We start from the raw sequence: 21,923 nt of genomic DNA, 5'->3' as shown, positions 1-21,923 counted from the left end.
TCCTCGCCGTTATTGGCGTTCAAATGCTCGCACTGGGCCTGCGTGAGCTTTTTAATTTTTAGCCTCTTTTTTTCAAAACAATTTTAAGTCATTCCGTGTTATTATTCCAGCAGCATAGCCGGGAGTAATTACGCAGACGAAGTAACTAGCCTTTTCCACATAGCGCAACCCGCTATGGTTGTCGACAGCAGCAACATCTAATCACTACACCCTTTGACTCCGACAATGGCGCGTATACCGCGATGCATTGTTATGCCCGCTTAAATTCTTTTTTTAGTTGAACAACAGGTAAATCCGTTATTGATTACTAGGTGGATGTTATTTGTTCTCTTTTTTTAATAAGAACATAAAAAAATCAATATAGACGGAACAGTTAGCAGAAAAGCCGTCCCGATTCCTCGGGACGGCCGTTTTTTTTAATACTTCTTTATTTGCTTGCCATTATTAATCTGCTCAACTAAGGAATCGTAATCCCTTCTTTTATTTCGTCGGTGGCATTGACGATCACCTGATCACTGGCATGTAACTGCCCGAATACTTCTGTAGAATCGTTGTGGTGATTCCCTTCCTGTATGTCCACCCATTTGGTGCGATGATCCTGCACCGCCACTACATATTTCTTCTCAGTAGACATCACCACAGCGCTGGAAGGCACCAGCATGGCCTGCGTGGAGCCATTTAACGGCAGCAATACTTCTGTGTACATCCCTGCTTTGAGTAAATGACGCGCATTCTCTACATCTATTTCCACTGCCTCAGAACGATACTTATCGTTCAGTGTCCCTGCCTGCCGCGCAATGGTGCCTTCGAAATGCTGTCCCGGAATAGCGTTCACATCAAAAGTAACCACCGACTGCTGCGACAATTGTGCACTATACATTTCCGGTATCTGTAGTATCAGCCTCAGCTTATCTTCCTGCTCCAGCATCAGCATGGGCTTATCATCCACCTTGGTATCCGGCCCAACCAATGCGCCCGGATGAATATTACGCTCTGTAATTACGCCGTCGAATGGTGCGATAACAGTGAGGTAACCGCGGTTCACTTCCTGCGCACGGTAATTGGCCTGTTCGCTGTTCATCAGCGCGCTATCGGCCAACATACGGGCTTTCGAGAGCTCCAGGTCGTGCGCGGAAATTGTACCCGGCTCGGCACTTACTGCCAGTGTGCGCTCGTAGTTATCTTTGCTGGAAGCAAACATCGCCGCAGCCTGCAAATACTTCGATTGTGCCGCATAGAACTGTTGCGTTACTTCCGGCGCTTCCAGCACCAGCAATACTTGTCCCTTCTTCACTTTGGTGCCCCGGTCTACCAGTATGCTCTTTACAAAACCATTGATCCTTGGATAGATACTTACTTTCTGAAAAGCCGCCAGCGCGCCCGGCAGGCGGATATTGCCGGCCAACGGACGTTGCACGACCGGTACTACTGTATAATGATGATCCGAAGTAACTGCTTTCTTTTCCGGCATGGCGGCAGAATTACAGGCAGCCATGGCTGTAATAATTCCACATGCAGATAAATAATATTTATAGTGTTTCATAATTTATAGTTTATTTTAAATCGTCCTGTTCAGACGGCATTAACGAAGGAGAATCATAACCAGCTTTACGCTGTACCAACGCATATACTTGTGGTAATATCAGCAAAGCCGCCAGTGTAGAAGCAATCAGACCACCAATAACAGCGCGTCCCAATGGAGCTGTCTGATCGCCGGCTTCTCCCAAACCACTGGCCATCGGAATCATTCCTGCCACCATCGCAAGGCTCGTCATCAGGATAGGACGCAAACGTATACCTGCACTCACTATCGCCGCTTTTGCGGAATCGTGGTACTCCCCTCTCAGCTTCTCTGCATTGGTTACAATCAGGATGGCATTGGCCACAGAAACCCCGGTAGACATGATCATACCCATGTACGACTGCAGATTGAGTGTTGCCCCCGTCAGCAATAAGGCGATCAATGCACCTGCGATTACTGCAGGGATGGTTGTCAACACCACCAGCGATAATTTAAACGACTGGTAATTGGCTGCCAGTAAAAGAAAAATCACCACCACAGCTATCATCAGCCCGTTCTGTAAACTGCCTAATGTTTCTACCAACAGGCTGGAAGCGCCCTTTAGTTCTGTAATCAATCCTTTAGGTGGTGTGCCTGTTTCCCTGATTGCTTTTTGTACCGCTGCAGTAGCAGTGGCGAGATCTTTACCGGAAATATTGGCACTAACGGTCACGAATCTACGTGGACCGGCACGGTCAAATTCTCCCGGCATTTCCGTAGTAGTAAAAGTAGCAACATCTGCTAAAACAGGCCGTGGCTGGCCTTTTACCAGGGGAATCTCCTTCAGGTCGTTGATGGCCGTCATGTTGTACTCCGGCACCTGTACCTGCACCTGGTAGGTATAGGCTACTTTTTCATCGAGCCATTGGTTCTTTTCGGTGAACCGGCTGGACGACGTAGACGCTGTTACCGAACGGGCTACTTCTAAAATATTCAACCCCATCTGCGCCAGTTTGAACCGGTCTATATGAATGCTGATCACCGGGAAGTGTAAGGGTTGCGCAATTTGCACATCACGGAGAAAAGGCACCTCTTTCAGGTGTCCGACCAGTTGCTCCGCATAGCTGGCAATTTGCTTCATGTCCTTCCCTGCTACCCGCACTTCAATTGGCGTAGCAGCTCCCTGGCTCATAATTTTTTCTGTGAGATCTATAGGCTCGAAAGACAAGCGCATCTCCGGAATATCTGCCGTGATGCGCTTCCTGAGCTCATCTTTCAGCTTCTCAATATCTACCTTATAATTCTCCTCCAGGTTTACCTGCAATACCGCTTCATGCGTACCACTGTTGAAAATATACAGATTGCTGGTACCGTAGCTGCTGGGAATCAGCCCTACATAAGCGGAGCTGATGGCAACCTGTCCGTTTACAGTACTGTCTACAATCCGCAGCACCTGGTGTAACCCTTCTTCCGTACGCTCCAAACGGGTACCATCCGGCATACGTAGCCGTAGCTGGAACTGTCCGGCGTTCACATGTGGCATCAGGTCCTTTCCAATCCACATATAACAACCACCGGCTAATAACAGGGAGCCGATGAGATATACGGTAACGACTAAACGAGAACGTTTCATGCCACCTTCCAGGATGCCCATAAACCGCCCTTTGAACCGCTCGAATCCGGTGGCCTTTTCCGGATGTTGTTCTCCCTGTTTCAAATGGTCTTTTACTTCAGCAACTTCTGCTGCATCCAGCGCCTGCACGGCATGCGCGTGGTGTTGGTATTTATCTGCCTTCAACCACCAGTTGGCGATAACGGGTACCAGTGTTTGCGCCGCAAAGAACGAGGCTATCATGGCAAAGCCAATTGATAACGACAACGGGAGGAACATGGCCCGCGGCACACCAGTCATGATAAAGGATGGTGCAAACACCGCCAGGATACACAACAGGATCAGCACCAACGGAAACGCAATCTCTTCACAGGCATCATAAATGGCCTTTCGTTTTGACTTACCCATTTCCAGGTGCTGGTGGATATTTTCAATGGTCACCGTGGCCTGATCCACCAGGATACCGATGGCCAGCGCCAGTCCGCTCAGCGTCATGATATTGATGGTTTGACCTGCGAGCTTTAATCCCATTACTGCGCACAACACCGCCACCGGAATGGTAACTACCACCACGAGGCAACTGCGCAGATCACGCAGGAACAGCAGCACCATCAGTCCCGTAAGCAAGGCGCCCAGTGCGCCTTCCGTAATCAGGCTTTTCACCGCATTGATCACGAACACCGACTGGTCAAACTCGTAAGACACTTTCACATCATCCGGTAGCAGACTTTGCATTTCCGGTATTTTCGACTTCAGAGTTTTCACCACATCCCAGGTAGAGGCATCGGCTGTTTTTACCACCGGAATATACACGGAGCGTTTGCCATTGACCAACGCATAGTCCACGGTAACATCCGTAGCATCGGCCACCCTGGCTACATCGCGGATAAACACGTTGTTGTTGCCATTGGTAACAATCGGAATATCGCCGAAGTCGGTGACTTGTTTCTCCAGCGAGTTGAGGGTGGTCACGAACATGGTATTATTGATCCGGATATTTCCGGAAGGCGTCATCACATTATTTTTAGCGATGGCTTCCACTACTTCATCCGCGCTTAAGTTGAAGGCGCGTAACTTTTGTGGATCTACATTCACCACCACAGAGCGCGAGTTAGCGCCAAAAGGCGGTGGCGCCGACAAACCCGGTACCGAAGCAAACATAGGCCGGATACGGGTGGCCGCCAGGTCGTAGATTTCCTTCAGTGATTTATTGGGGCTGCTGAACACCAACTCTCCTACTGGTAATGACGAGGCATCGAAGCGCATTACCTGCGGCGGCAATGCACCGGGAGGGAAAAACTTCATGGCGCGATTCACCTGCAAAGCCACCTGGGCAGAGGCTTCCGCCATATCTGTATTTTCGTAAAAGGTGAGCTTTAATAACGTTAACCCCTGTATGTTTTTAGTAGTGATATTTTTTACCCCATTTACATATAGAAACTGGTCCTGCAATCGTGTAGCAAAAAAACCTTCCATCTGTTGGGGCGACATCCCTCCGTAAGGCTCTATCACATAGATAGTAGGCAGGTTGAGTTTCGGAAAAATGTCGATCGGTATACTGAATATAGACAACAATGAAAAAAGCAGCAGACCGCCGGTGATCACTACCACCGCGATGGGCTTTTTCAATGCCGAAGAAACAAATGACATAGTCGTGCGTTTAGTTCAGATCAGGTAAAAATTGTGAGATAGTGTTGCCGGCATAGGCAGCACGAAACAGTGCTTTCCACGCGGCATCACGGGTTTGCACCAGGTCTGTTTCCGCACGGTTCAACACAAATAAGGCGGTGGTAACATCAATGATGTTGGTCAGCCCTCCCTTATACAGCGCCATTTTCTGCCGGGCCGCCGCCTGCGCCGCTGCCAGCTGTAAGGGCAATTCCTGTAGCTTATCTCTCGAAGCCTGTATATCTGATTCGGCCTGTTGTAATAAACCGTTGAGTGTAGTACGTGTGGTTTCCAGCTGTTGTTCCGCCACTTCCGACTTATACTGCTGTACAGCCACCTTTTCATGGGTGCGTTTAAGATCCGTGAGATTGTAGGTAACTCCCACTCCCAACAGATAATTATACCGGCTGTATCCCATGCCACTCCAAAGGTTTTTGTCATACTGGTCATTAAATGATCCGCTGGAACCGCGCATCCATCCGGCTGCCATCAGGTTTACCTTTGGCAGGCGCGACTTGCGGATCACCTCTTCTGCAGCACGTTGCTGACGATACACTGCATTATAGTATTCCAACATCGGATGTGTACCGATACTATCCGGGGTAGCCATACCCAGCAAGGGAAGCAGGCGGGCATTGTTCACCGTATCAGGTTGTATAAGTGTAGTATCCAGCCCCGTGAAAGTGGATAGCTGAATGCGCACCTGGTTATATTTATTATTGATATCCAATAAATTCAACCGGGCTTTCGAGAGTTCTGCGGCAGCCACAGCACTGTCTACTCCGGGTTTAAGGCCGTGCAAAACGGTAGCGGTAACAGCTCTCAGCACTTCTGCATTTCTTTGAATATTATCTACGGCAATTTTCTGCAACGCCTGCAGGCGCAAAAATTCCAGGTAGTTTTCTATCACCAGTACGGTTAGCTGGTTGGCTGTATTGCTCAGGTCTGTTTGTTGCACTTTGAGTGCCTGTGCAGCTTCTTTTTGCTCACTGTTATAAGCGCCGAAGTTGTAAACTTCCCAGGTCATGGCGGCCATGGCGATGTTACCACTCATGAGGGTACTGTTATTTTCCGCCCGGATACCTMCCGATGTGGAGGGTATCATGCCCATGGTAAAGTATGATCCGTATATGCTGTTATCGGTACCCGCATCTAGCTGCTCGTGCAGTTTTATAGCCGGATACCAGTTATGTTTTATGTCTGTCAGGTTGGCCTGCCTGGCGTTCACCTGGGCCTGTTTGGCTTTAATAGCGGGGTAATGCGCAAGGGTAAGCGCAATAGCCCGATGCAGCGAAAAGCTATCCGCTGCAGATTGTGCGAACAAAGAAGTGAAGGGAAAAATACATAGCAACCACCAACACCACTTCTTCGCGATCGAATATGAGTTCATAAATCGCTGAAAAAAGAATGAAATAAAAAAAATGATAAAACGGGTTATCAGGCGGTGGGCGGGCCTCTCCAGCTCCTCAGCGGTATGGGAATGCTGAGATAAGGATTAAAATAAAATCCGACGTGGATTTTATCTACATAAATAAAACGTGCGGTAATATCCGATAATAAAGGCGGACAAACTTTTTCATGTCCGTAGCTGTCGTTGATGCCTACCGGACGACGTTTAAACCGGGTAATGGTAGTCCGGTAACGGGGTGCTTTTAACGCCGCCTTAAATGCGGTGACACTGGCTTCATGAATACTATTAACGGCTGTTTTTTGTACTGCCATCACCGGCCCCTGCGCTGCTGGCAGGATCATCACGGCGATCAGTACATAAAAAAAATGCCTTAATAATTTCATGGTGGTATACAGTTACGTACCCACTAAGGTATTCAATACCCGCTGGTATTGCAAGACAGGCATCGTTATTTTAACCAAATTTTAATAAAACTAAAAGAAGCAAACCAGGCATAATTCTTCCATTTTCAGGAGTGCATTGGCCAGGCGGTAGTCCTGCATATACAGGCAGGCGAAAGACTGGTATTCATCCAGTGCCGGGCCTACAGCTGCTATTTTCAGGTCGTAGGGCGACAGTTGTTCATTCACAAAATCCAGCATCTCTTTGGCAAAATCTTCTGCCGCTATCATTTCTCCATAGGTGTCCGGGTCCGGTGCTTCCAGTATAATACCCAAATTTAATAATGGCGCCAGTTCATTGAGCAGCGGAATACCTGTGGTCACAAATTCCTCCCACTCAAACTCTGCTACGTTTCCGTTGGCCGACAAGGCTGTATATAGCTCTTCCCAGATGGTCATTACATTAGGGGCTACAATTTCCGGCAACCCACTGATCAGTTCCTCTGCCGCCTCTTCATTAAAAATATCGAGGTAAAGCTGCGCCAGTGGCTCCCGCGCATTTCCCATGCCTTTTAGTTTCTCCAGAAACTTCAGCTCCTGTATCAAATTAGACCAGCGAAGCATCAGTTCTTCTTCATCTTCCTCATTCATTTCATCTATAATCAATACGGCTTTATCCTGGAGTTTGTAATTATCCAGGCGGCTTTTCCGGATAGATAATCCCGGTGTACTAAAGGAGAGTTCATAGGAGGCGTAATTCAAGAAGGAGGTACCAATCAGCACCTTATCTTTAAATATTTCGTGTACTACGCTTTCTTTCGTGTCTATATAGGAATAGCCGTTCTCCTTTCCATAGGTTTGAGTTAACCAGGTAAAATCTTCACGTGAAATATCAGGCATTTGGACTGGCATAATTAAATGGGTGAGTAGTGATCGTTGTTAAATTCAAGACTACGCTGCGTTTTAACCACAGCGTGATTTTGGTGTTTCATTAATTATATAAAAGTAAAAGATTTGGGGAGATGAAAGCAAATATTTCTGCTCTCATCTCCCCAAATTTATATCATTACAACTAAATACTCTCTATAGCCGGAATTTCAGGCCTGCGTTCACACCCAGTCCACCAATATTAATATAGGACTTCAGATCATTGGATGGCTTGCTATCATCCTTGTAAAAAACTTTAGTCCCTTGTTGATTGATGGGGGTATTGGAGTTTTTGTCTAAAGTAGTTTGATATTCCGTCTTCTTTTCCGCCGTGCTGAGATCACTCAGCCCACGTGTTTTGGTAGCGACCACTGTGCCGCTTGCTACATTCACCACGGTGGTTGTTTCGTCGTACCGGGTAATTTCTTTCTCCTTACTTTTTACCGGTATATTTCTATACTCTGCTTCTACAAACACGTCAAAACGGGAAGCCACCTGGAAAGATACGCCCAGCGCGCCCTGGAAGCCAACTGTGATGTTAGGTTTGATTTCTTCTTTGCGGTGAATAGCGGTAGACGCCTGCAAGCCTGGGCCAGGAGAGCTTACCTGGCTGGCATCTGTTTCAATGTACAGGCGGCCCCATAACGGTACCACCACACCGAAGCGCACATAAGGATTTACTTTTTCCAAACCGGGACTTACCACCAGGCTGGGTGCAAAGTCCACTGCATTCACATAACCATGGGATTCCACATGTCCCAGTTCTTTTGTAGAACCCACTATGGTAGTGAGTTGCCGGGTCATCAGGTTTTTCTGGCTGTGGAAATAATTGAAGGTTCCTTCTACTGCCAGATACTTATTGATGTTGTACCCTACAGATAACCCACCACGGAAACCCTGGCCATAGGAACCTGTCAGCACTTTACGACTGATGGTGTCCAACGGATTGGGATTAGCCGGGTTGTATTCTGTGTGCAAGTCCTGTGGAGGATAAGGACCAACATTGGGAAACTGTCCGGGCGATACACTAAAAAAATAACCGCCGGCAATTTTTAAATACCATTTTGAATGAGCGGGGCTGGTGGAATTAGACATGTCCTGGGCCTGGGTAGTAACAGCAACGGCCGTAAATAGGATAGCAGCACCAAACAGGTGTAGTTTTTTCATATGCAATGGTTTTGGTGTAACGAATTAATCTATTGAAAGTTAACAAATTATTACCAAATAACCATCACTTACACCATTTCATTAAAATGCTTCTGCCAGCGACAGGTATAATCCTTTTTGTCTGGATTCTCCATTCCGTTTTTCTCCTACGGCATAGTCTATACGAATCGTGAGCCGGGCGCTTTCATCATAGAAATAACGGATACCTGCACCGTAACTGGGCTTAAATCCGTCGAAATGAAAATCGCGGTTGGCAAACACCGTACCTGTACCCGCAAAAGCTGCCAGGGCAAACTTAGGCTTGATATCTACAAACCAGATATGGATACGCATCTTAGGATCTATGAGGTAACGATACTCGGCTTGTCCCGCCAAATAGTTCTGGTTACGATATCTCCCGGTATAATATCCCCGCATGATCAGGTCATTACCCATTTCAGGTAATAAATAAAATGGTAGTTCTTTTCCTTGCAGGCTATTAAAAATACCATTTAAGCCCAGGGTACTTTTTTTGGAGATAGCGATAAAATGGGTGCCCTGTGCATCGATCTTAAAGAGCGGCTGTGTACTAAGGAAAGCAGGTGCATAGGCAACATTAAGCCTCAGCCACCAGCCGTAACGGGTATAATTCTGGTTATCACGGTTATCGAAAATACCTGTTAACCCGAGGAAGGTAACATGGCCGCCATACTTATCCGTAAGCGGCATAGTGGTATATACGCCTTTATCGTCGCCGCTGCTATACGTGTCGTGCTGGTACTGAATGGACGCACCGGCATAGAAGTGGCCACTGATACGCCGCTCCCCTTCCAGCTGCACCCTATACCGAATATTGTCTACCAGTGAACGGGTGTCATGATGGGTAGTATCGCCGATACCAAAAAAGTATAACGGATAGTTCTGGTAGCGGAGATTTGTTTTGAAATGCCAGGTATTAGACCGGGTCCAGATATTTGTTTTGAGATCTATTTTAAACTGGTGCTCCGTTGTGATAGCCGGAATGAGATTTATGGACGAATTACGTGTAGCCGGGTCCGGGTTTTTATTATCTGTATAAAAAGAATATAACATAGCGGCGCCTATCTCCAATCCTTTTTCCTGGGAATAGCCCAACACCGGTATAGGAAAAAAACTACGCCTCCGTACCGCCACACTATCGTATATGCCTTCGGGTGAGGCAGCTGTATGGGGAACGCTATCCTGTTGCGCCTGGGCGCCTGCGGCCAATAAAATCAATAAAGCGGTGATATGGAGGTGTTTATACATAGGCTGCAAATGTAAAGAAATTTGCAAAGCCATCGCCGCCTGTCTATATTATGGTTTATCGGAATGCCCCAGACTTTTCTCCGGACTTACCAGATCCCGTACCAGCTGCTTCAGGAACTTAATTTCCGGGAAGTGCCCGGCCGTTTTACGATCAAATATCATTTCTTCGTTTAGCCGTATAGTAAAGGTTCCTCCAATTTCGCTGGGACGCAGGGTAACCCCTCCCAGTTCCTCCGTAAAAGTGGTCAGTAACTCCTGGGCCATGTAGGCAGACCTCAGTAACCATCCGCATTTAGGGCAGTATTCTATGGTAATAACCGGTTTCATGAGCATTATAATTTATAAAGATGGACGTAGGCAGATAAAAAATAAAAATTTTTGGGAAAGATACGACCCTATTTGGTTTATAGGGCATAACACTAAATACATTGGCCTTTTTATGTCAACTTACTTTGAATCGTGGCACATTATCTTTAATTTTAACCTATATTAAGGTGGACCGTCCCCGAATCGCTCCACACTTGTCACTGCCAACACTATACACTATGCTGCCGGCCAGTCCTTTGAATAAATGTATATTAATCCCACTTTACTTTTTCTTGTTGTCGCCTGCGGTAGCAGCGCAGCAGGTTACCAATGATTCATTACTATCATCGCTTCATGCTCATTCCCAAAAAGATACTGTTAGAATCAAACTGTTGAATCAGGTTTCCAGATTATATTTCACTAAAGACGCGGCTATGGCAGCCGGCTTCGGAGAAGAAGCCCTGTTGTTGAGTGATAGTTTGCACTATATACCCGGGAAAATATGGGCCCTCCGCAACCTGGCGCTCGTAGAAAATACCAAAGGCCATCTGGATCAGCAAATGCAGCTGACCCTTAATGCCCTCAAGCTGGCGGAAGTACTCGGCGAATCATATATGCTGGGCGTTTTAAATAATGATGTCGGCAATATTTTCACGGAGCTAAACAGTCCCCGGGATGCCTTGCAATACCTGAAAAAATCGTTAGCCATCAAAACGAAGCGAAATGAAAAAGCGGAGATTGGCAAAACGATCAACAATATCGGATGTGCCTATATTGCCCTGAAAATGTATGATTCCGCTATGTATTATCTGCAACGGGCAGAAAAAATAAAACAGGAATTAAATGATCAACGTGGCCTGGCATATACCTATGAAAACATGGGTATTATTGCGATGGTAACCGCAAAATATACCGACGCACTGCGCTTTCACCAACTCTCCTCCGCGTATTATAAAGAAGCCGGCAATTTACCCGGCGTAGTAAAGGCCAGTCTGAACCTCGCAGAAGTACAAATCATGCTGGGCGATGTAAAAAGCGCCGATAAAAACCTCGACAACGCCAAAGAACTCAACGACAAACTCGGCAACGCCAAAAATGAACTGATTTATTATAAGATCCGGTATGAACTGGATTCTGCGCGGAAAGACTATGCTGCTGCATTTGCCGACTTCAAAGCATACAGCGCCCGGAATATTGACTTTTTCAACGCAGAAAAAGGACGACAAATTTCCCGCTCGGAAGAAAGATATGAAGCGGAAAAAAAGCAACGCGAAAATGTGCTGCTGAAGAAGGAACAACATATGCATCTGGCCACCATACAACAACAACGGGTACTGGTATTATCCGCTGCTGCCCTGTTTCTGGCCCTGTTGCTGATCACCGTGATGGTATACCGCCTGTATAAACGACAACAGGAACTATACCTGGAGCTGAACAACAAGAACCAGGAAGTATCCATGCAGAACCGCATTATCCTGGAACAAAATGCGACGCTGGAAAATCTGAATCAGGTAAAAGATAAAATCTTCTCGGTCATCTCCCATGATCTCCGCTCTCCGCTGGCCATCCTGGAAGGATTACTTTTCCTGCTGAAAGACGAGAAAATTGATGCCAACCAGTTCCGGATGTATACCGATGAGTTGTGGAGAGATGTGAAAAATACGGCCTATATGATGGACAACATGCTGCAATGGGCCAGCAATCAAATGAAAGGCATTGGGGTAAAGCCGGATGATTTCGATCTCACCATGTTGCTCAGCCGGGAGTTTGATTTATTGCAAACCCTGGCCAGACAAAAAGAGGTGAAGTTGTCGCATGAATTGAATAAAAACATCATGGTATATGCTGATCCCGATATGATCCGGCTGGTATTGCGTAACCTGATCAACAATGCCATTAAATTCACGCCTGCCGGCGGTGAAGTGTTGATTAGCGCGCAGATTGGCAACGACATCGCAGAAATCACGGTGAAAGACAATGGTACCGGTATCCCACTGGAAAACCAGCACCGCATCTTCTCTAATATCTATTACTCTACTACTGGTACCCAGAATGAAAAGGGCTGTGGCTTGGGACTGCATCTGTCGAAAGACTTTGTAGAGCGCAACCATGGGCAAATCTGGTTTAACAGTATGCCTGGTACCGGCAGCAGTTTCTCCTTCACCCTTCCCCTATCAGAGGACTCAGAAATCAATCCGCGGGCCTACACCATGGTGGTACAGGATCATCCGGTAAATGGCGTCCGGGTGTTGAGGCGCTGATCAGAGCAGTCCAAACGCTGTAGTATGCTTAATTTCCGTCATCACAAAGGAACTGTGTACCTGTCCGATATTCTCTGCTGCGGCCAGTTTATTGGTTAAAAAGTGCTGGTAACTGCGCATGTCGTCTACTACTACTTTGAGCAGGTAGTCATAGGTCCCGGCCACGTGATAACACTCCATCACCTCTTCCATGCCGGCAATAGCCGTTTCAAATTTCTTAATCAACGGCTGTGAATGCAGTCGCAGCGACACATTACAAAAGGCCATGAGGGCCTTCCCTACCTGATCGCCATGTAGTAGCGTGACATAGCTTTTTATCACCCCACTCTTCTCTATTTTCTTTAACCGTTCGTACGTTGGTGTAACGGATAAGCCTATACGATGTGCAATTTCTTTGGTATTTAACCGTGCATCCTGTTGTAATACCTGTAAAATGCGACGGTCCGTGTTATCCAGTATATCCATGGTAGTTATATTTTTCTTTACAATAGCAATAATTTCGCTCCAAATAGTCTTCGAAAACTACTAAATAATCAAAACTAGTATATATTTTCTATTGTCAACACATCTGTAGTTAAATTAAATTAGTATCCCCTAATTTAGCAGCATCATACACCTGTAATTAACGATTATGAAAGAGTACCGGTTAGCTGCTGCTGATACAGCCGCGCTAAATGAACTGTTGGCGCAGGTACAATCCCGTACCAAAGATTTTCTGGGTTATCCCGTATCAAAAGATTTTGATTATAGTCCCTTGTTGCCTTTTCTCCAATATCCGCTTAACAACCTTGGTGATCCTTTTGTACCTTCTACTTATGCTGTAGGTACCAGGGAGATGGAAAAGCAGGTGGTATCTTTCTTTGCGAACCTTTTCCGTGCACCCGAAGATGACTGGTGGGGTTATGTAACCAATGGCGGGTCTGAGGGCAATTTATATGGCTTATATCTCGCAAGAGAGCTATACCCTAAAGGCATGGTATACTATTCTGAAGCTACGCACTATAGTGTACAGAAAAACCTGCACCTGTTGAATATGCCGGGAATTATTATCCGCACCTTACCCAACGGGGAAATAGACTACGAAGATCTGGAAAACACCATCCGTATGAACCRGCACTTACCGGTGATTATGCTGGCCAACATTGGTACTACGATGACGGAAGCCAGGGATGATGTAAAACGGATTAAAAGTATCCTTAAAAACCTCGCGATCAAGCATCATTACATTCACGCCGACGGCGCGCTATCAGGGAGTTACAGCGCGTTCCTGGAACCCAGGCCCGCCTTCGATTTTGCAGATGGAGCAGATAGTATCGCTATCAGCGGACATAAATTTATTGGCGCGCCCATACCCTGTGGTGTGGTCATTGCGCGAAAATCAAACCGCGACAGAATAGCCCGGTCTGTAGCGTACATCGGTAGTATGGACACCACCATCACCGGTTCAAGAAACGGCCATAGTCCATTGTTCCTATGGTATGCTATCCAATCGCTGGGCATCGCCGGATTAAAAGAGCGGGCCATGCATAGTTTAGCAACAGCCGCCTACGCAGTAAGCCGTTTGAATGATATCGGCATTCCTGCGTGGCGCAACCCCAATGCTATTACGGTGGTGTTTCCGGACCCTCCCGGAAGCATTCGCCGTAAGTGGCAACTGGCTTCTGAAGGTGGTTACTCACACATTATCTGCATGCCTAATGTAAATAAAKAGCAGGTAGATGAATTTATTGCCACCCTCACCGCCGCTATGGCTACGGTTTAATCCTGTCCTTCTGCAATGGCCAGGATGGCGGTATTGAGGGCACGCCGGATCTGACGTTCCGTTTCCTTATTGGCTAACGGCATCACCAGCTGGACTTTAAACTGAACAAAGTCTTTCTTGATTTCTATGGTTTTCAGGGAAAAACTTTCCGGCGTAAAACTGCGGGAATACTCCGCCACGCTGCTTCTCAGTCGATCTTCCAATCCACGGATCGTAAAAGGATGCTTATGATCCAGTTCAAACTCAACGGTCAGTTTTTTGATGTTTTGTTTGGACTGGTTTAATACCGTGGTGGTAAAAACAACGGAGTTGGGAATAATGACAACGTCATCATCATCATTCAGCAATACCACGTTGATGAGGGTGATATCCATGATCCGTCCTTTGTACTCACCTATCCGCACCTGGTCGCCCAGTGACAGCTGATCGGAAAACATGATGATCAGACCATTGATCATATTGGTGATATAATCTTTCGTGAGGAGCGCAATCGCTGCTGCCACGATGGTAATGCTGGTAACAAACTGCAGGGGATTTACACCAAAGAAAAAGGTAATAGCCAACAGCAGGAAGATGGTATTGAGTACAGAAGTGATTCTGTTAATACCCAGTACAAAGTTATCTTTTTCAATAGGTTTACTCCTATTCCGGCGGGTGTACCACGATAAAATCAACAGCCACGCCAGGGAAATCACCAGGTTAGCGCCCAGGAAAAAAGAAAGTGCATTGGTCAGTTTAAACAGCCATACAATTTTGTCGTAAACGGCCGGATGTTCAAGATTGAAATATACAATGCCAAGATACACCAGTAGTTTTACCAGGAAAATAATCCGTTCCCTGCGATTGGCGTTCTTGTACGTTTTATCGGTTACCATCATAGCTATACTCGCTCGCTTTGCTGCGAAGGTACAACCGTGATTTTAAAATTATGAAGCCAGCGGGAGTTATTTCATTTTATCCAGGATTTCTTCCCAGATAATACGGGCAATTTGCTCTGACTCCACGGTACGCAGACTTCCTTCCGGGGTATCTTTGTGATCGGCTGTAAAAGTGGCGGTATGGGGTTCGTATTCGTCCAATACGTGTTCACTGACATCTGGAATCACCTGAAATGCTGTTTCCAAAGCGCTCCTGTCGATTGTGATAACCAAACCGTAGGGCTTACCTTTTATGATCACAGTAATGCTGTGCTTTTCCATACCTTATATGCTGCAAGGTATATACCACAAATAAAGACCGGTGCTGTGTATTGACCGGTCTTTATGAATATATTGTCATTATAAAAAACGACTGGGATCAGGCCATTGCGGCTGATTTTTTACGGGCGGTTGACTTTCTTTTTGAAGCGGCTTTTTTAGCGGTCGCCTTTTTGGCAGTTGTCTTTTTAGCCATTGTTTTCTTCGCCATAGTTTTTTTAGCAGTAGTTCTTTTGGCGGTTGTTTTCTTCGCAGCGATTTTCTTTGGAGCCGCCTTTTTAGCAGTTGCTTTTTTGGCAGTTACTTTTTTGGTGGTAGGCTGTTTAGCCACCATTTTTCTCGGAGGGGCTTTCTTAGCGGCAGCTTTTTTAGGAACTTTTGCACCTTCCTCTCTTGCTTCAGATAATCCTATGGCGATAGCTTGCTTAGGATTCGTAACTTTTCTGTTGCTTCTTCCGCTTTTCAGTTTACCCTCATGCATTTCCTGCATTGCTCTTTTCACTTTACGTTGTGATTCATCTGAATACTTTGCCATAACAAAAAAATTTAGATGGGTTGAGGAAAAGAATAACAGTATAGTGAAAACAAAATATAAGCCACGGAAAATGAAGGACTTCAGTGGGATAAAATGGGGAACCTGCCTCAAAAGTGTGTTAAAAATTCTATGGATTGTGGAATGTATTGCCCTATTCATTTGCGCCCCATCGCCCAATACCTGCTATAGTACGGAGTCCTGGCGGTGGCACATATCTTGATCGCTATTACCGACTCTTTTAACTACTATCACTATAAAACTTCAGGATTATGGAAGACATCAGATTTCAACATGCCACGCCAGTTGCCCATGCAGCTGAAAAAAATCAAGATCAGAAAAGCAAGCATAGTAAACGCGGATTTGCTTCTATGGACCCTGAACAGCAACGTGCCATTTCAAGAGAAGGGGGAAAAGCTGCGCATCAGCAGGGAGTAGCTCATAAATTCACTTCTGAAGAAGCACGTGCAGCAGGTAAGAAAGGTGGCGAAGCAGTAAGCAAAAACCGCGAACACATGGCCGCCATAGGCCGTAAAGGTGGTACTAACCGCGGAAAAAAGAAAAACAACGCAGAAAACGAAAGCAATAATAATGAGCAATAACCCAAGCGGGTTATTGCTTTTTGATTAGTGCAACAACACAGATTCATTTCTCCCCGGAGCGCCTGATATAAGAATATCTTTCTTATATTTATTGCATTTTAGACCTATGGTAGCAAAAAGGCGTTGGTGCTATTTCCTTCTCATTTTATTGAATATCCCTTTAGGGTTGGCCACCAGATGGGCTCCCCAGTATTTCCCCGAGTTGATGCGCGTATACGGCGGCGATGTATTATCCGCCACCTGTATTTTCTTTGGTATCCGGTTCCTCTATCCGGTTACCCCACTATGGAAAATTGGTATCAGCAACTATCTGGTATGTATCCTCATTGAAGTACAGCAGCTGTACCAGGCCGATTGGGCCGTAAAATTCCGTAATACGCCTGCCGGCATTATCCTGGGACATGGGTTTCTGTGGAGCGACTGCGTATGCTATGCGGTAGGTACCATCATTGCACTGGGTGTGGCATGGCTCCTGGAAAAGATAATTTGAGTATATTTATTGGGTATCCTTTAACAATTCCATTATGCTGATATTGATTAAAATCGGGATCGCACTAGTGATGGTGGAGCATCTGTATATCCTTTGGCTGGAGATGTTTGCCTGGACTTCCAGGGGCCCTAAAGTGTTCCGGCAGTTCCCCAAAGAACTCTTTCCTCCCACCAAATCGCTGGCAGCCAACCAGGGCTTGTATAACGGATTCCTCGCAGCAGGTCTGGCCTGGACTTTCTTCATTACCGATCCTGTATGGGCGGCCCGCGTAGCCATTTTCTTCCTGAGCTGTATTGTAATAGCCGGCTTATACGGCGCCCTTACCGCCGATAAAAAGATATTTTTCGTGCAGGCACTACCCGCACTGGTGACGCTTTTACTAATTTTGCTGGCTTAACCCATTTTATGATAGACGCGTCAGATATCCGGATTGGAAATTATGTTGCCTGGTTTGATTACAACATGGAGGAAGCAGCCTTTATAGTAGAAGGCATTTTGGAGGGCTATGTCTATAATTCGGGATTACCACGCAGTAAACTCCCCTTTGATAAAGTCAACCCGGTGATCCTGGACATCTACCTGTTATCCAGGTTTGGCTTTATCAAAGGAGATCCTGATTATGGAGAAGATGTAAACGTATATTCCCTGAAATACAACCGGCTGCACAGTGTGCACGTACGGCATGAAAAAGGGGTATTTCAGCCCCTTACCGATGCCGCAGAAGGTCTTGTAGCCTATGGCCGGCCCATTGTACATGTACACCAGCTGCAGAATCTTTTTCACGCCGTTACCCGTGATGAGCTTTCCCTGTTTGAATAATTCTCTTCTCATTTTACCTTATCGTTAACCCCGAATGTGGCCGGAGATTTCCGCCAACCTTATGAGCATGATGTTTGTTGACCTATGTGTGATCTCACCTTTAAAAAGACAGCTCCATGAGTACCAATACTGCGGTTATACCGAATCCTGCTGCACTGGATGAACTATGTATCAACACACTCCGTTTTCTTTCTGTAGATGCCGTACAGAAAGCTGATAGCGGGCATCCCGGACTGCCGCTGGGTGCTGCTCCGATGGCCTATGTGCTTTGGTCCCGTTTTTTAAGACATAACCCTACTGACCCCGACTGGTTTAACCGGGACCGTTTTGTATTGTCTGCCGGCCATGGGTCTGCGTTGTTGTATAGTTTATTACACCTCACGGGGTACGATTTATCCCTGGAAGAAATAAAGCAATTCCGCCAATGGGGCAGTAAAACCCCGGGGCATCCCGAGCGGGGCGTGGCTCCCGGCGTGGAAGTCACTACAGGCCCGTTGGGACAGGGATTTGCCAATGGTGTGGGCATCGCCATGGCAGAAGCCTACCTGGGGGCAAAGTATAACCGTCCCGGTGATGCAGTGATAGATCACTACACTTACGCACTGGTGAGCGATGGGGATCTGATGGAAGGAGTGGCCGCGGAAGCTGCTTCCCTGGCCGGACACCTGAGATTAGGTAAACTGATTTATTTATATGACGATAACCGCATTACCCTGGCCTCTGCTACACCAGTAACCTTTACAGAAGATCACGCCCTGCGGTTTCAGTCGTACGGATGGCATACCCAAAAAGTGGCCGATGGCAACGACCTCGATGCCATCGATCAGGCTATCCGCGCTGCACAGGCGGTCACCGACCGGCCTTCCCTGATACTGGTGCGCACCCATATTGGCTATGGTTCTCCCAACAAACAAGACACTACCGCCGCCCATGGCTCTCCCCTGGGTCCGGACGAAGTAAAGCTTACCAAAGAAAACCTGGGCTGGCCCACCACACCGGATTTCCTGGTGCCTCCGGAAGCAGCTGCTCATTTTCGTACTGCCATTGACGTTGGTAAAGGGGAAAGTGCCAAATGGGAAGAGCAAATGGTGATTTACGCGCAGAAATACCCGGATCTGGCGAAAGAGCTGCGCGCCCTGATACACGGACATATACCGGAAAACTGGGATAAAGATATAGCCGCCTTCCCGGCCGACGCGAAGGGACTGGCTACCAGAGCTGCCTCCGGCAAAGTCATGCAGGCCTTTTTCCCGCACCTTCCGGGGCTGATTGGTGGCTCTGCCGATCTCAACACCTCTACCAATACAGAATTGAAAGACGCTGGTAACTTTGAAAGCCCACTGATGAAGAACGGCGACCTGCAGGGAGCCGCCGGTGGTGTATGGAGTTACGAAGGCAGAAATATACAGTACGGTGTACGCGAGCATGCCATGGGAGCTATTTCCAACGGGCTGGCGGCCCATGGTGGTATCATTCCTTACTGCGCCACCTTCCTGACGTTCTCAGATTACATGCGGCCTTCGATACGACTGGCGGCGTTATCGGAACTGAAAGTAGTATACGTGTTTACGCACGACAGCATTGCCATGGGAGAAGACGGCCCAACACACCAGCCAGTGGAATTGCTGGCCGCCCTGCGGGCTATTCCTGCCCTGGTGGTGATTCGTCCGGGTGATGCCAATGAAACCATTGCGGCATGGCAAATGGCGATATTGCTACCAGATAAACCGGTAGCACTGATCTTTTCCCGGCAGGCGGTTCCTACTATAGATCGCAGTAAATATGCGGCGGCTAATGGCTTGCGCTTTGGCGCCTATATTGTTTCGGAGGCGCCGAATGGGGCGCCGGAGCTGATCCTCATTGCTACCGGATCTGAAGTAGATTTAGCACTCACTGCACAGGAAAAACTAAAATCACGTATATCCGTTCGCGTTGTATCCATGCCAAGCTGGGAATTATTTGAGGCACAGTCGCCCGCCTACCGGGAGCAGGTATTACCCGCCGCCGTTACCGCGCGGATATCTGTAGAAGCGGGCATCTCCATGGGCTGGCAACGTTATACCGGCGATAAAGGGATCAATATTTCGATAGATCGTTTCGGCGCCTCTGCGCCCGGTCCGGTGTTGCTTCGTGAATTCGGTTTCACTGCTGACAACATTTGCGTACAGGCGTTAGCGTTATTAAATAAATAATTACGAACTATGAAAAAACTGGTGGTCTTCGATCTCGACGGCACGCTGGCGCCAAGCAAATCTGCCATAGATGACGAAATGAGCGCATTATTGTTTTCCCTGCTACAGGTGGCCAGGGTAGCCGTTATTTCCGGTGGTGCCTGGCCACAATTTGAAAAACAGGTGTTAGCACATCTCCCCACGGGAGACCGCCTGCAACAGCTATCTATTCTGCCTACCTGCGGTACTCAGTTTTATGAATACCGCAACGGCTGGACCTTATTATATGCGGAAAATTTTACAGCGGAAGAGAAAGAAAAAATCATTACGGCATTAAATAATGTAGTCGTGAAACTCGGCTATACGCCGCCACAGCTATGGGGAGAACAGATAGAAGACCGTGGCAGTCAAATTACTTTTTCTGCATTGGGACAGCAGGCACCGCTGGCAGAAAAACAAAAATGGGACCCGGATTTTGCAAAACGACAAAAGATGAAATCCTTGCTGGCACAGCTTATCCCGGAATTTTCTGTGAACCTGGGGGGCACCACTTCTGTTGACATCACCAAACCGGGGATCGACAAGGCTTACGGCATCCATAAGCTGGAAGATATCTTACACCTCACCATTGCAGAAATGCTCTTTGCAGGTGACGCCATTTTTCCCGGGGGTAACGACTACCCTGCCAAAGAAGCCGGTGTAGATTGCATCCGGGTGCGTGATCCGGAAGAAACAAAGCGGGTGATTGCTACCATTGTAGCCTGCTATGCTGATTTATGAGCAAGTAACTCGTTGACTAATTCCGTGATGCTAACAACACCGGTGGCAATCACTTCATCGCCGGCGCCATAATAAATATATAAGGCGTCGTCGAATACCGCGGTGCCTGTAGGGAAACACACATTATCTACATCTCCCCTAACCTCCCAAACCCGCTCAGGTACCAGTATAGGATGAGGCAGGCGGGCTATTTCCTTCATCGGATTATCGAGGTCCAGCAAAGCAGCACAGCCTACATATACGTATCCATGCTTCGTTTGATGCACCCCGTGGTAAATCAGTAACCAGCCATGCGGCGTTTCCACCGGCGGACAACCAGCGCCCACGTAGCTTATTTCATGTGCATACCGGGAAGAAAGTACGATGTGATCCTTTAAATGCAGAAAATAATCCTCCCAGAAAGCCGGCGTTAGTTCAGATAAATCATTCACTGCCACCAGCTGTACATCGGGCTTTATACGATGCAGGAAATACAACTTACCGTTGATTCTTCTCGGGAAAAAAACAACATCCTTATCCCATAATTTTGGGTTAAAGTCGTTGTACGTTGTGTATTTCTCACTAAGCGTAAAATTTGTGGACGCCAGTTTTTTAAATGTCGGGAAGTCCATTTGCGCCACAATCAAGCCCTTCTTTTCAAAATGAATACCATCAGTAGAAGTAGCCAGTGCGCCGCAGGCATTCGCGCCATCATAGGCCGTGTAGGTGAGATAATATACATCGTCAATCTTTACCACACGCGGATCTTCGAGCCCTTTGGACTCGTAGTCGTGCTCCGGAAAAAGCAGTGGCTTAGTCCATCGTTCCGTAACGGTCAGCGGACCGCTAAGCCGGCAGAAGCCAATACTGGAATGGTTTCCCGTTTGCACAGCTCTATAGTAAAAAAGAATATCATCGCCTTTTCTGATGGTGGCAGGGTTTAATACGCCTTCATTTTCAAACTCCAGCGTAGTGGGTTTGAGCAACTCACCTTCTTTTTTGATCCGTATCATAGTTCCTGGTTTCCTTTTTTGGGCAAAACTGAATATTCAGATAACAACCTATAAAAGGTAACGTTTTTTACCGGAACCCA

Annotated in this window: 21 protein-coding genes; 8 read left to right on the top strand and 13 right to left on the bottom strand. The window is 47.0% G+C overall.

Annotation, left to right across the window (positions count from 1 at the left end):
- Nucleotides 1–457 precede the first annotated feature (457 nt).
- The 8 genes from AC1DFM_RS34260 to AC1DFM_RS34225 all read right to left on the bottom strand — a co-directional run bounded on the left by AC1DFM_RS34260 (nt 458) and on the right by AC1DFM_RS34225 (nt 10,259).
- Complete coding sequence (locus AC1DFM_RS34260) at nt 458–1,543, bottom strand: efflux RND transporter periplasmic adaptor subunit (protein WP_477081288.1); 1,086 nt, start codon at nt 1,541–1,543, stop codon at nt 458–460.
- Between the two features lie 10 nt (nt 1,544–1,553).
- Complete coding sequence (locus AC1DFM_RS34255) at nt 1,554–4,763, bottom strand: efflux RND transporter permease subunit (protein WP_477081287.1); 3,210 nt, start codon at nt 4,761–4,763, stop codon at nt 1,554–1,556.
- Nucleotides 4,764–4,773: 10 nt separating this feature from the next.
- Nucleotides 4,774–6,171, bottom strand: coding sequence for a TolC family protein (locus AC1DFM_RS34250; RefSeq protein WP_477081286.1), 1,398 nt, complete (start codon nt 6,169–6,171; stop codon nt 4,774–4,776).
- A 47-nt stretch (nt 6,172–6,218) separates the two neighbouring features.
- On the bottom strand, nt 6,219–6,575 hold the full coding sequence (locus AC1DFM_RS34245; RefSeq protein WP_477081285.1) for a hypothetical protein: 357 nt from the start codon (nt 6,573–6,575) through the stop codon (nt 6,219–6,221).
- A gap of 90 nt (nt 6,576–6,665) precedes the next feature.
- Nucleotides 6,666–7,472: a DUF6630 family protein gene (locus AC1DFM_RS34240; protein WP_477081284.1), complete on the bottom strand. Its 807-nt coding sequence runs from the start codon at nt 7,470–7,472 to the stop codon at nt 6,666–6,668.
- A gap of 183 nt (nt 7,473–7,655) precedes the next feature.
- The gene (locus tag AC1DFM_RS34235) at nt 7,656–8,666 is read right to left on the bottom strand and encodes an outer membrane beta-barrel protein (protein ID WP_477081283.1); all 1,011 of its coding nucleotides are present in this window, start codon (nt 8,664–8,666) and stop codon (nt 7,656–7,658) included.
- Nucleotides 8,667–8,747: 81 nt separating this feature from the next.
- Nucleotides 8,748–9,932 carry a BamA/TamA family outer membrane protein gene (locus AC1DFM_RS34230; protein ID WP_477081282.1) on the bottom strand — a complete coding sequence of 395 codons (1,185 nt, stop codon included), beginning with the start codon at nt 9,930–9,932 and terminating at the stop codon, nt 8,748–8,750.
- Nucleotides 9,933–9,980: 48 nt separating this feature from the next.
- Nucleotides 9,981–10,259: an Rdx family protein gene (locus AC1DFM_RS34225; RefSeq protein WP_477081281.1), complete on the bottom strand. Its 279-nt coding sequence runs from the start codon at nt 10,257–10,259 to the stop codon at nt 9,981–9,983.
- Nucleotides 10,260–10,672: 413 nt separating this feature from the next.
- Here AC1DFM_RS34225 and AC1DFM_RS34220 point away from each other — a divergent pair, with 413 nt between their 5' ends.
- The gene (locus AC1DFM_RS34220; protein WP_477081280.1) at nt 10,673–12,499 is read left to right on the top strand and encodes a tetratricopeptide repeat-containing sensor histidine kinase; all 1,827 of its coding nucleotides are present in this window, start codon (nt 10,673–10,675) and stop codon (nt 12,497–12,499) included.
- Here the strand turns inward: AC1DFM_RS34220 and AC1DFM_RS34215 are convergent, their stop codons facing one another.
- Complete coding sequence (locus AC1DFM_RS34215) at nt 12,500–12,964, bottom strand: Lrp/AsnC family transcriptional regulator (protein WP_477081279.1); 465 nt, start codon at nt 12,962–12,964, stop codon at nt 12,500–12,502.
- 166 nt (nt 12,965–13,130) lie between these two features.
- Here AC1DFM_RS34215 and AC1DFM_RS34210 point away from each other — a divergent pair, with 166 nt between their 5' ends.
- Nucleotides 13,131–14,261 carry a histidine decarboxylase gene (locus AC1DFM_RS34210; RefSeq protein ID WP_477081278.1) on the top strand — a complete coding sequence of 377 codons (1,131 nt, stop codon included), beginning with the start codon at nt 13,131–13,133 and terminating at the stop codon, nt 14,259–14,261.
- Here the strand turns inward: AC1DFM_RS34210 and AC1DFM_RS34205 are convergent.
- From AC1DFM_RS34205 to AC1DFM_RS34195, 3 genes are all read right to left on the bottom strand, one after another.
- Nucleotides 14,258–15,139, bottom strand: coding sequence for a mechanosensitive ion channel family protein (locus AC1DFM_RS34205; RefSeq protein WP_477081277.1), 882 nt, complete (start codon nt 15,137–15,139; stop codon nt 14,258–14,260). The two genes, AC1DFM_RS34210 and AC1DFM_RS34205, sit on opposite strands and share 4 nt — an antisense overlap.
- 66 nt (nt 15,140–15,205) lie before the next feature.
- Nucleotides 15,206–15,385 (bottom strand): hypothetical protein, encoded by a 180-nt coding sequence (locus AC1DFM_RS34200; RefSeq protein WP_477081276.1) that lies wholly within the window; start codon nt 15,383–15,385, stop codon nt 15,206–15,208.
- Nucleotides 15,386–15,557: 172 nt separating this feature from the next.
- A complete protein-coding gene (locus tag AC1DFM_RS34195) occupies nt 15,558–16,103 on the bottom strand; it encodes a DUF6496 domain-containing protein (RefSeq protein ID WP_477081275.1) in 546 nt (181 codons plus the stop codon).
- Between the two features lie 158 nt (nt 16,104–16,261).
- Between AC1DFM_RS34195 and AC1DFM_RS34190 the strand changes: the two genes are divergently transcribed.
- The 6 genes from AC1DFM_RS34190 to AC1DFM_RS34165 all read left to right on the top strand — a co-directional run bounded on the left by AC1DFM_RS34190 (nt 16,262) and on the right by AC1DFM_RS34165 (nt 20,851).
- Entirely contained in the window at nt 16,262–16,591 is a 330-nt protein-coding gene (locus tag AC1DFM_RS34190; RefSeq protein WP_477081274.1) for a KGG domain-containing protein, read from the top strand.
- A gap of 166 nt (nt 16,592–16,757) precedes the next feature.
- Nucleotides 16,758–17,081, top strand: a complete 324-nt coding sequence (locus tag AC1DFM_RS34185) for a ribosomal maturation YjgA family protein (RefSeq protein WP_477081273.1) — start codon at nt 16,758–16,760, stop codon at nt 17,079–17,081.
- A gap of 34 nt (nt 17,082–17,115) precedes the next feature.
- Complete coding sequence (locus AC1DFM_RS34180; RefSeq protein WP_477081272.1) at nt 17,116–17,478, top strand: DUF1304 domain-containing protein; 363 nt, start codon at nt 17,116–17,118, stop codon at nt 17,476–17,478.
- An 8-nt stretch (nt 17,479–17,486) separates the two neighbouring features.
- Nucleotides 17,487–17,900, top strand: coding sequence for a hypothetical protein (locus AC1DFM_RS34175; RefSeq protein WP_477081271.1), 414 nt, complete (start codon nt 17,487–17,489; stop codon nt 17,898–17,900).
- Between the two features lie 116 nt (nt 17,901–18,016).
- Entirely contained in the window at nt 18,017–20,092 is a 2,076-nt protein-coding gene (gene tkt / locus AC1DFM_RS34170; RefSeq protein ID WP_477081270.1) for a transketolase, read from the top strand.
- 9 nt (nt 20,093–20,101) lie between these two features.
- Nucleotides 20,102–20,851, top strand: coding sequence for an HAD-IIB family hydrolase (locus tag AC1DFM_RS34165; RefSeq protein WP_477081269.1), 750 nt, complete (start codon nt 20,102–20,104; stop codon nt 20,849–20,851).
- On the opposite strand, the gene AC1DFM_RS34160 is transcribed toward AC1DFM_RS34165, so the two are convergent.
- Nucleotides 20,836–21,843 carry a glycoside hydrolase family 130 protein gene (locus AC1DFM_RS34160; RefSeq protein WP_477081268.1) on the bottom strand — a complete coding sequence of 336 codons (1,008 nt, stop codon included), beginning with the start codon at nt 21,841–21,843 and terminating at the stop codon, nt 20,836–20,838. The genes AC1DFM_RS34165 and AC1DFM_RS34160 overlap by 16 nt on opposite strands.
- Nucleotides 21,844–21,923: the final 80 nt, after the last annotated feature.

Source organism: Chitinophaga sp. 05T412 (assembly GCF_056396465.1).
Note: the sequence above shows the minus strand (reverse complement) of the source record. Positions and strands in the feature narration are given on the sequence as shown.

Bases quoted from the DNA above. Each gene is read 5' to 3' on its own strand.
- AC1DFM_RS34160 (WP_477081268.1), bottom strand. From the start codon at position 21,843: ATGATACGGATCAAAAAAGAAGGTGAGTTGCTCAAACCCACTACGCTG.
- AC1DFM_RS34205 (WP_477081277.1), bottom strand. From the start codon at position 15,139: ATGATGGTAACCGATAAAACGTACAAGAACGCCAATCGCAGGGAACGG.
- AC1DFM_RS34255 (WP_477081287.1), bottom strand. From the start codon at position 4,763: ATGTCATTTGTTTCTTCGGCATTGAAAAAGCCCATCGCGGTGGTAGTG.
- AC1DFM_RS34180 (WP_477081272.1), top strand. From the start codon at position 17,116: ATGCTGATATTGATTAAAATCGGGATCGCACTAGTGATGGTGGAGCAT.
- AC1DFM_RS34230 (WP_477081282.1), bottom strand. From the start codon at position 9,932: ATGTATAAACACCTCCATATCACCGCTTTATTGATTTTATTGGCCGCA.
- AC1DFM_RS34175 (WP_477081271.1), top strand. From the start codon at position 17,487: ATGATAGACGCGTCAGATATCCGGATTGGAAATTATGTTGCCTGGTTT.
- AC1DFM_RS34220 (WP_477081280.1), top strand. From the start codon at position 10,673: ATGGCAGCCGGCTTCGGAGAAGAAGCCCTGTTGTTGAGTGATAGTTTG.
- AC1DFM_RS34245 (WP_477081285.1), bottom strand. From the start codon at position 6,575: ATGAAATTATTAAGGCATTTTTTTTATGTACTGATCGCCGTGATGATC.
- AC1DFM_RS34240 (WP_477081284.1), bottom strand. From the start codon at position 7,472: ATGCCTGATATTTCACGTGAAGATTTTACCTGGTTAACTCAAACCTAT.
- tkt (WP_477081270.1), top strand. From the start codon at position 18,017: ATGAGTACCAATACTGCGGTTATACCGAATCCTGCTGCACTGGATGAA.
- AC1DFM_RS34225 (WP_477081281.1), bottom strand. From the start codon at position 10,259: ATGAAACCGGTTATTACCATAGAATACTGCCCTAAATGCGGATGGTTA.
- AC1DFM_RS34165 (WP_477081269.1), top strand. From the start codon at position 20,102: ATGAAAAAACTGGTGGTCTTCGATCTCGACGGCACGCTGGCGCCAAGC.
- AC1DFM_RS34235 (WP_477081283.1), bottom strand. From the start codon at position 8,666: ATGAAAAAACTACACCTGTTTGGTGCTGCTATCCTATTTACGGCCGTT.
- AC1DFM_RS34260 (WP_477081288.1), bottom strand. From the start codon at position 1,543: ATGAAACACTATAAATATTATTTATCTGCATGTGGAATTATTACAGCC.
- AC1DFM_RS34190 (WP_477081274.1), top strand. From the start codon at position 16,262: ATGGAAGACATCAGATTTCAACATGCCACGCCAGTTGCCCATGCAGCT.
- AC1DFM_RS34215 (WP_477081279.1), bottom strand. From the start codon at position 12,964: ATGGATATACTGGATAACACGGACCGTCGCATTTTACAGGTATTACAA.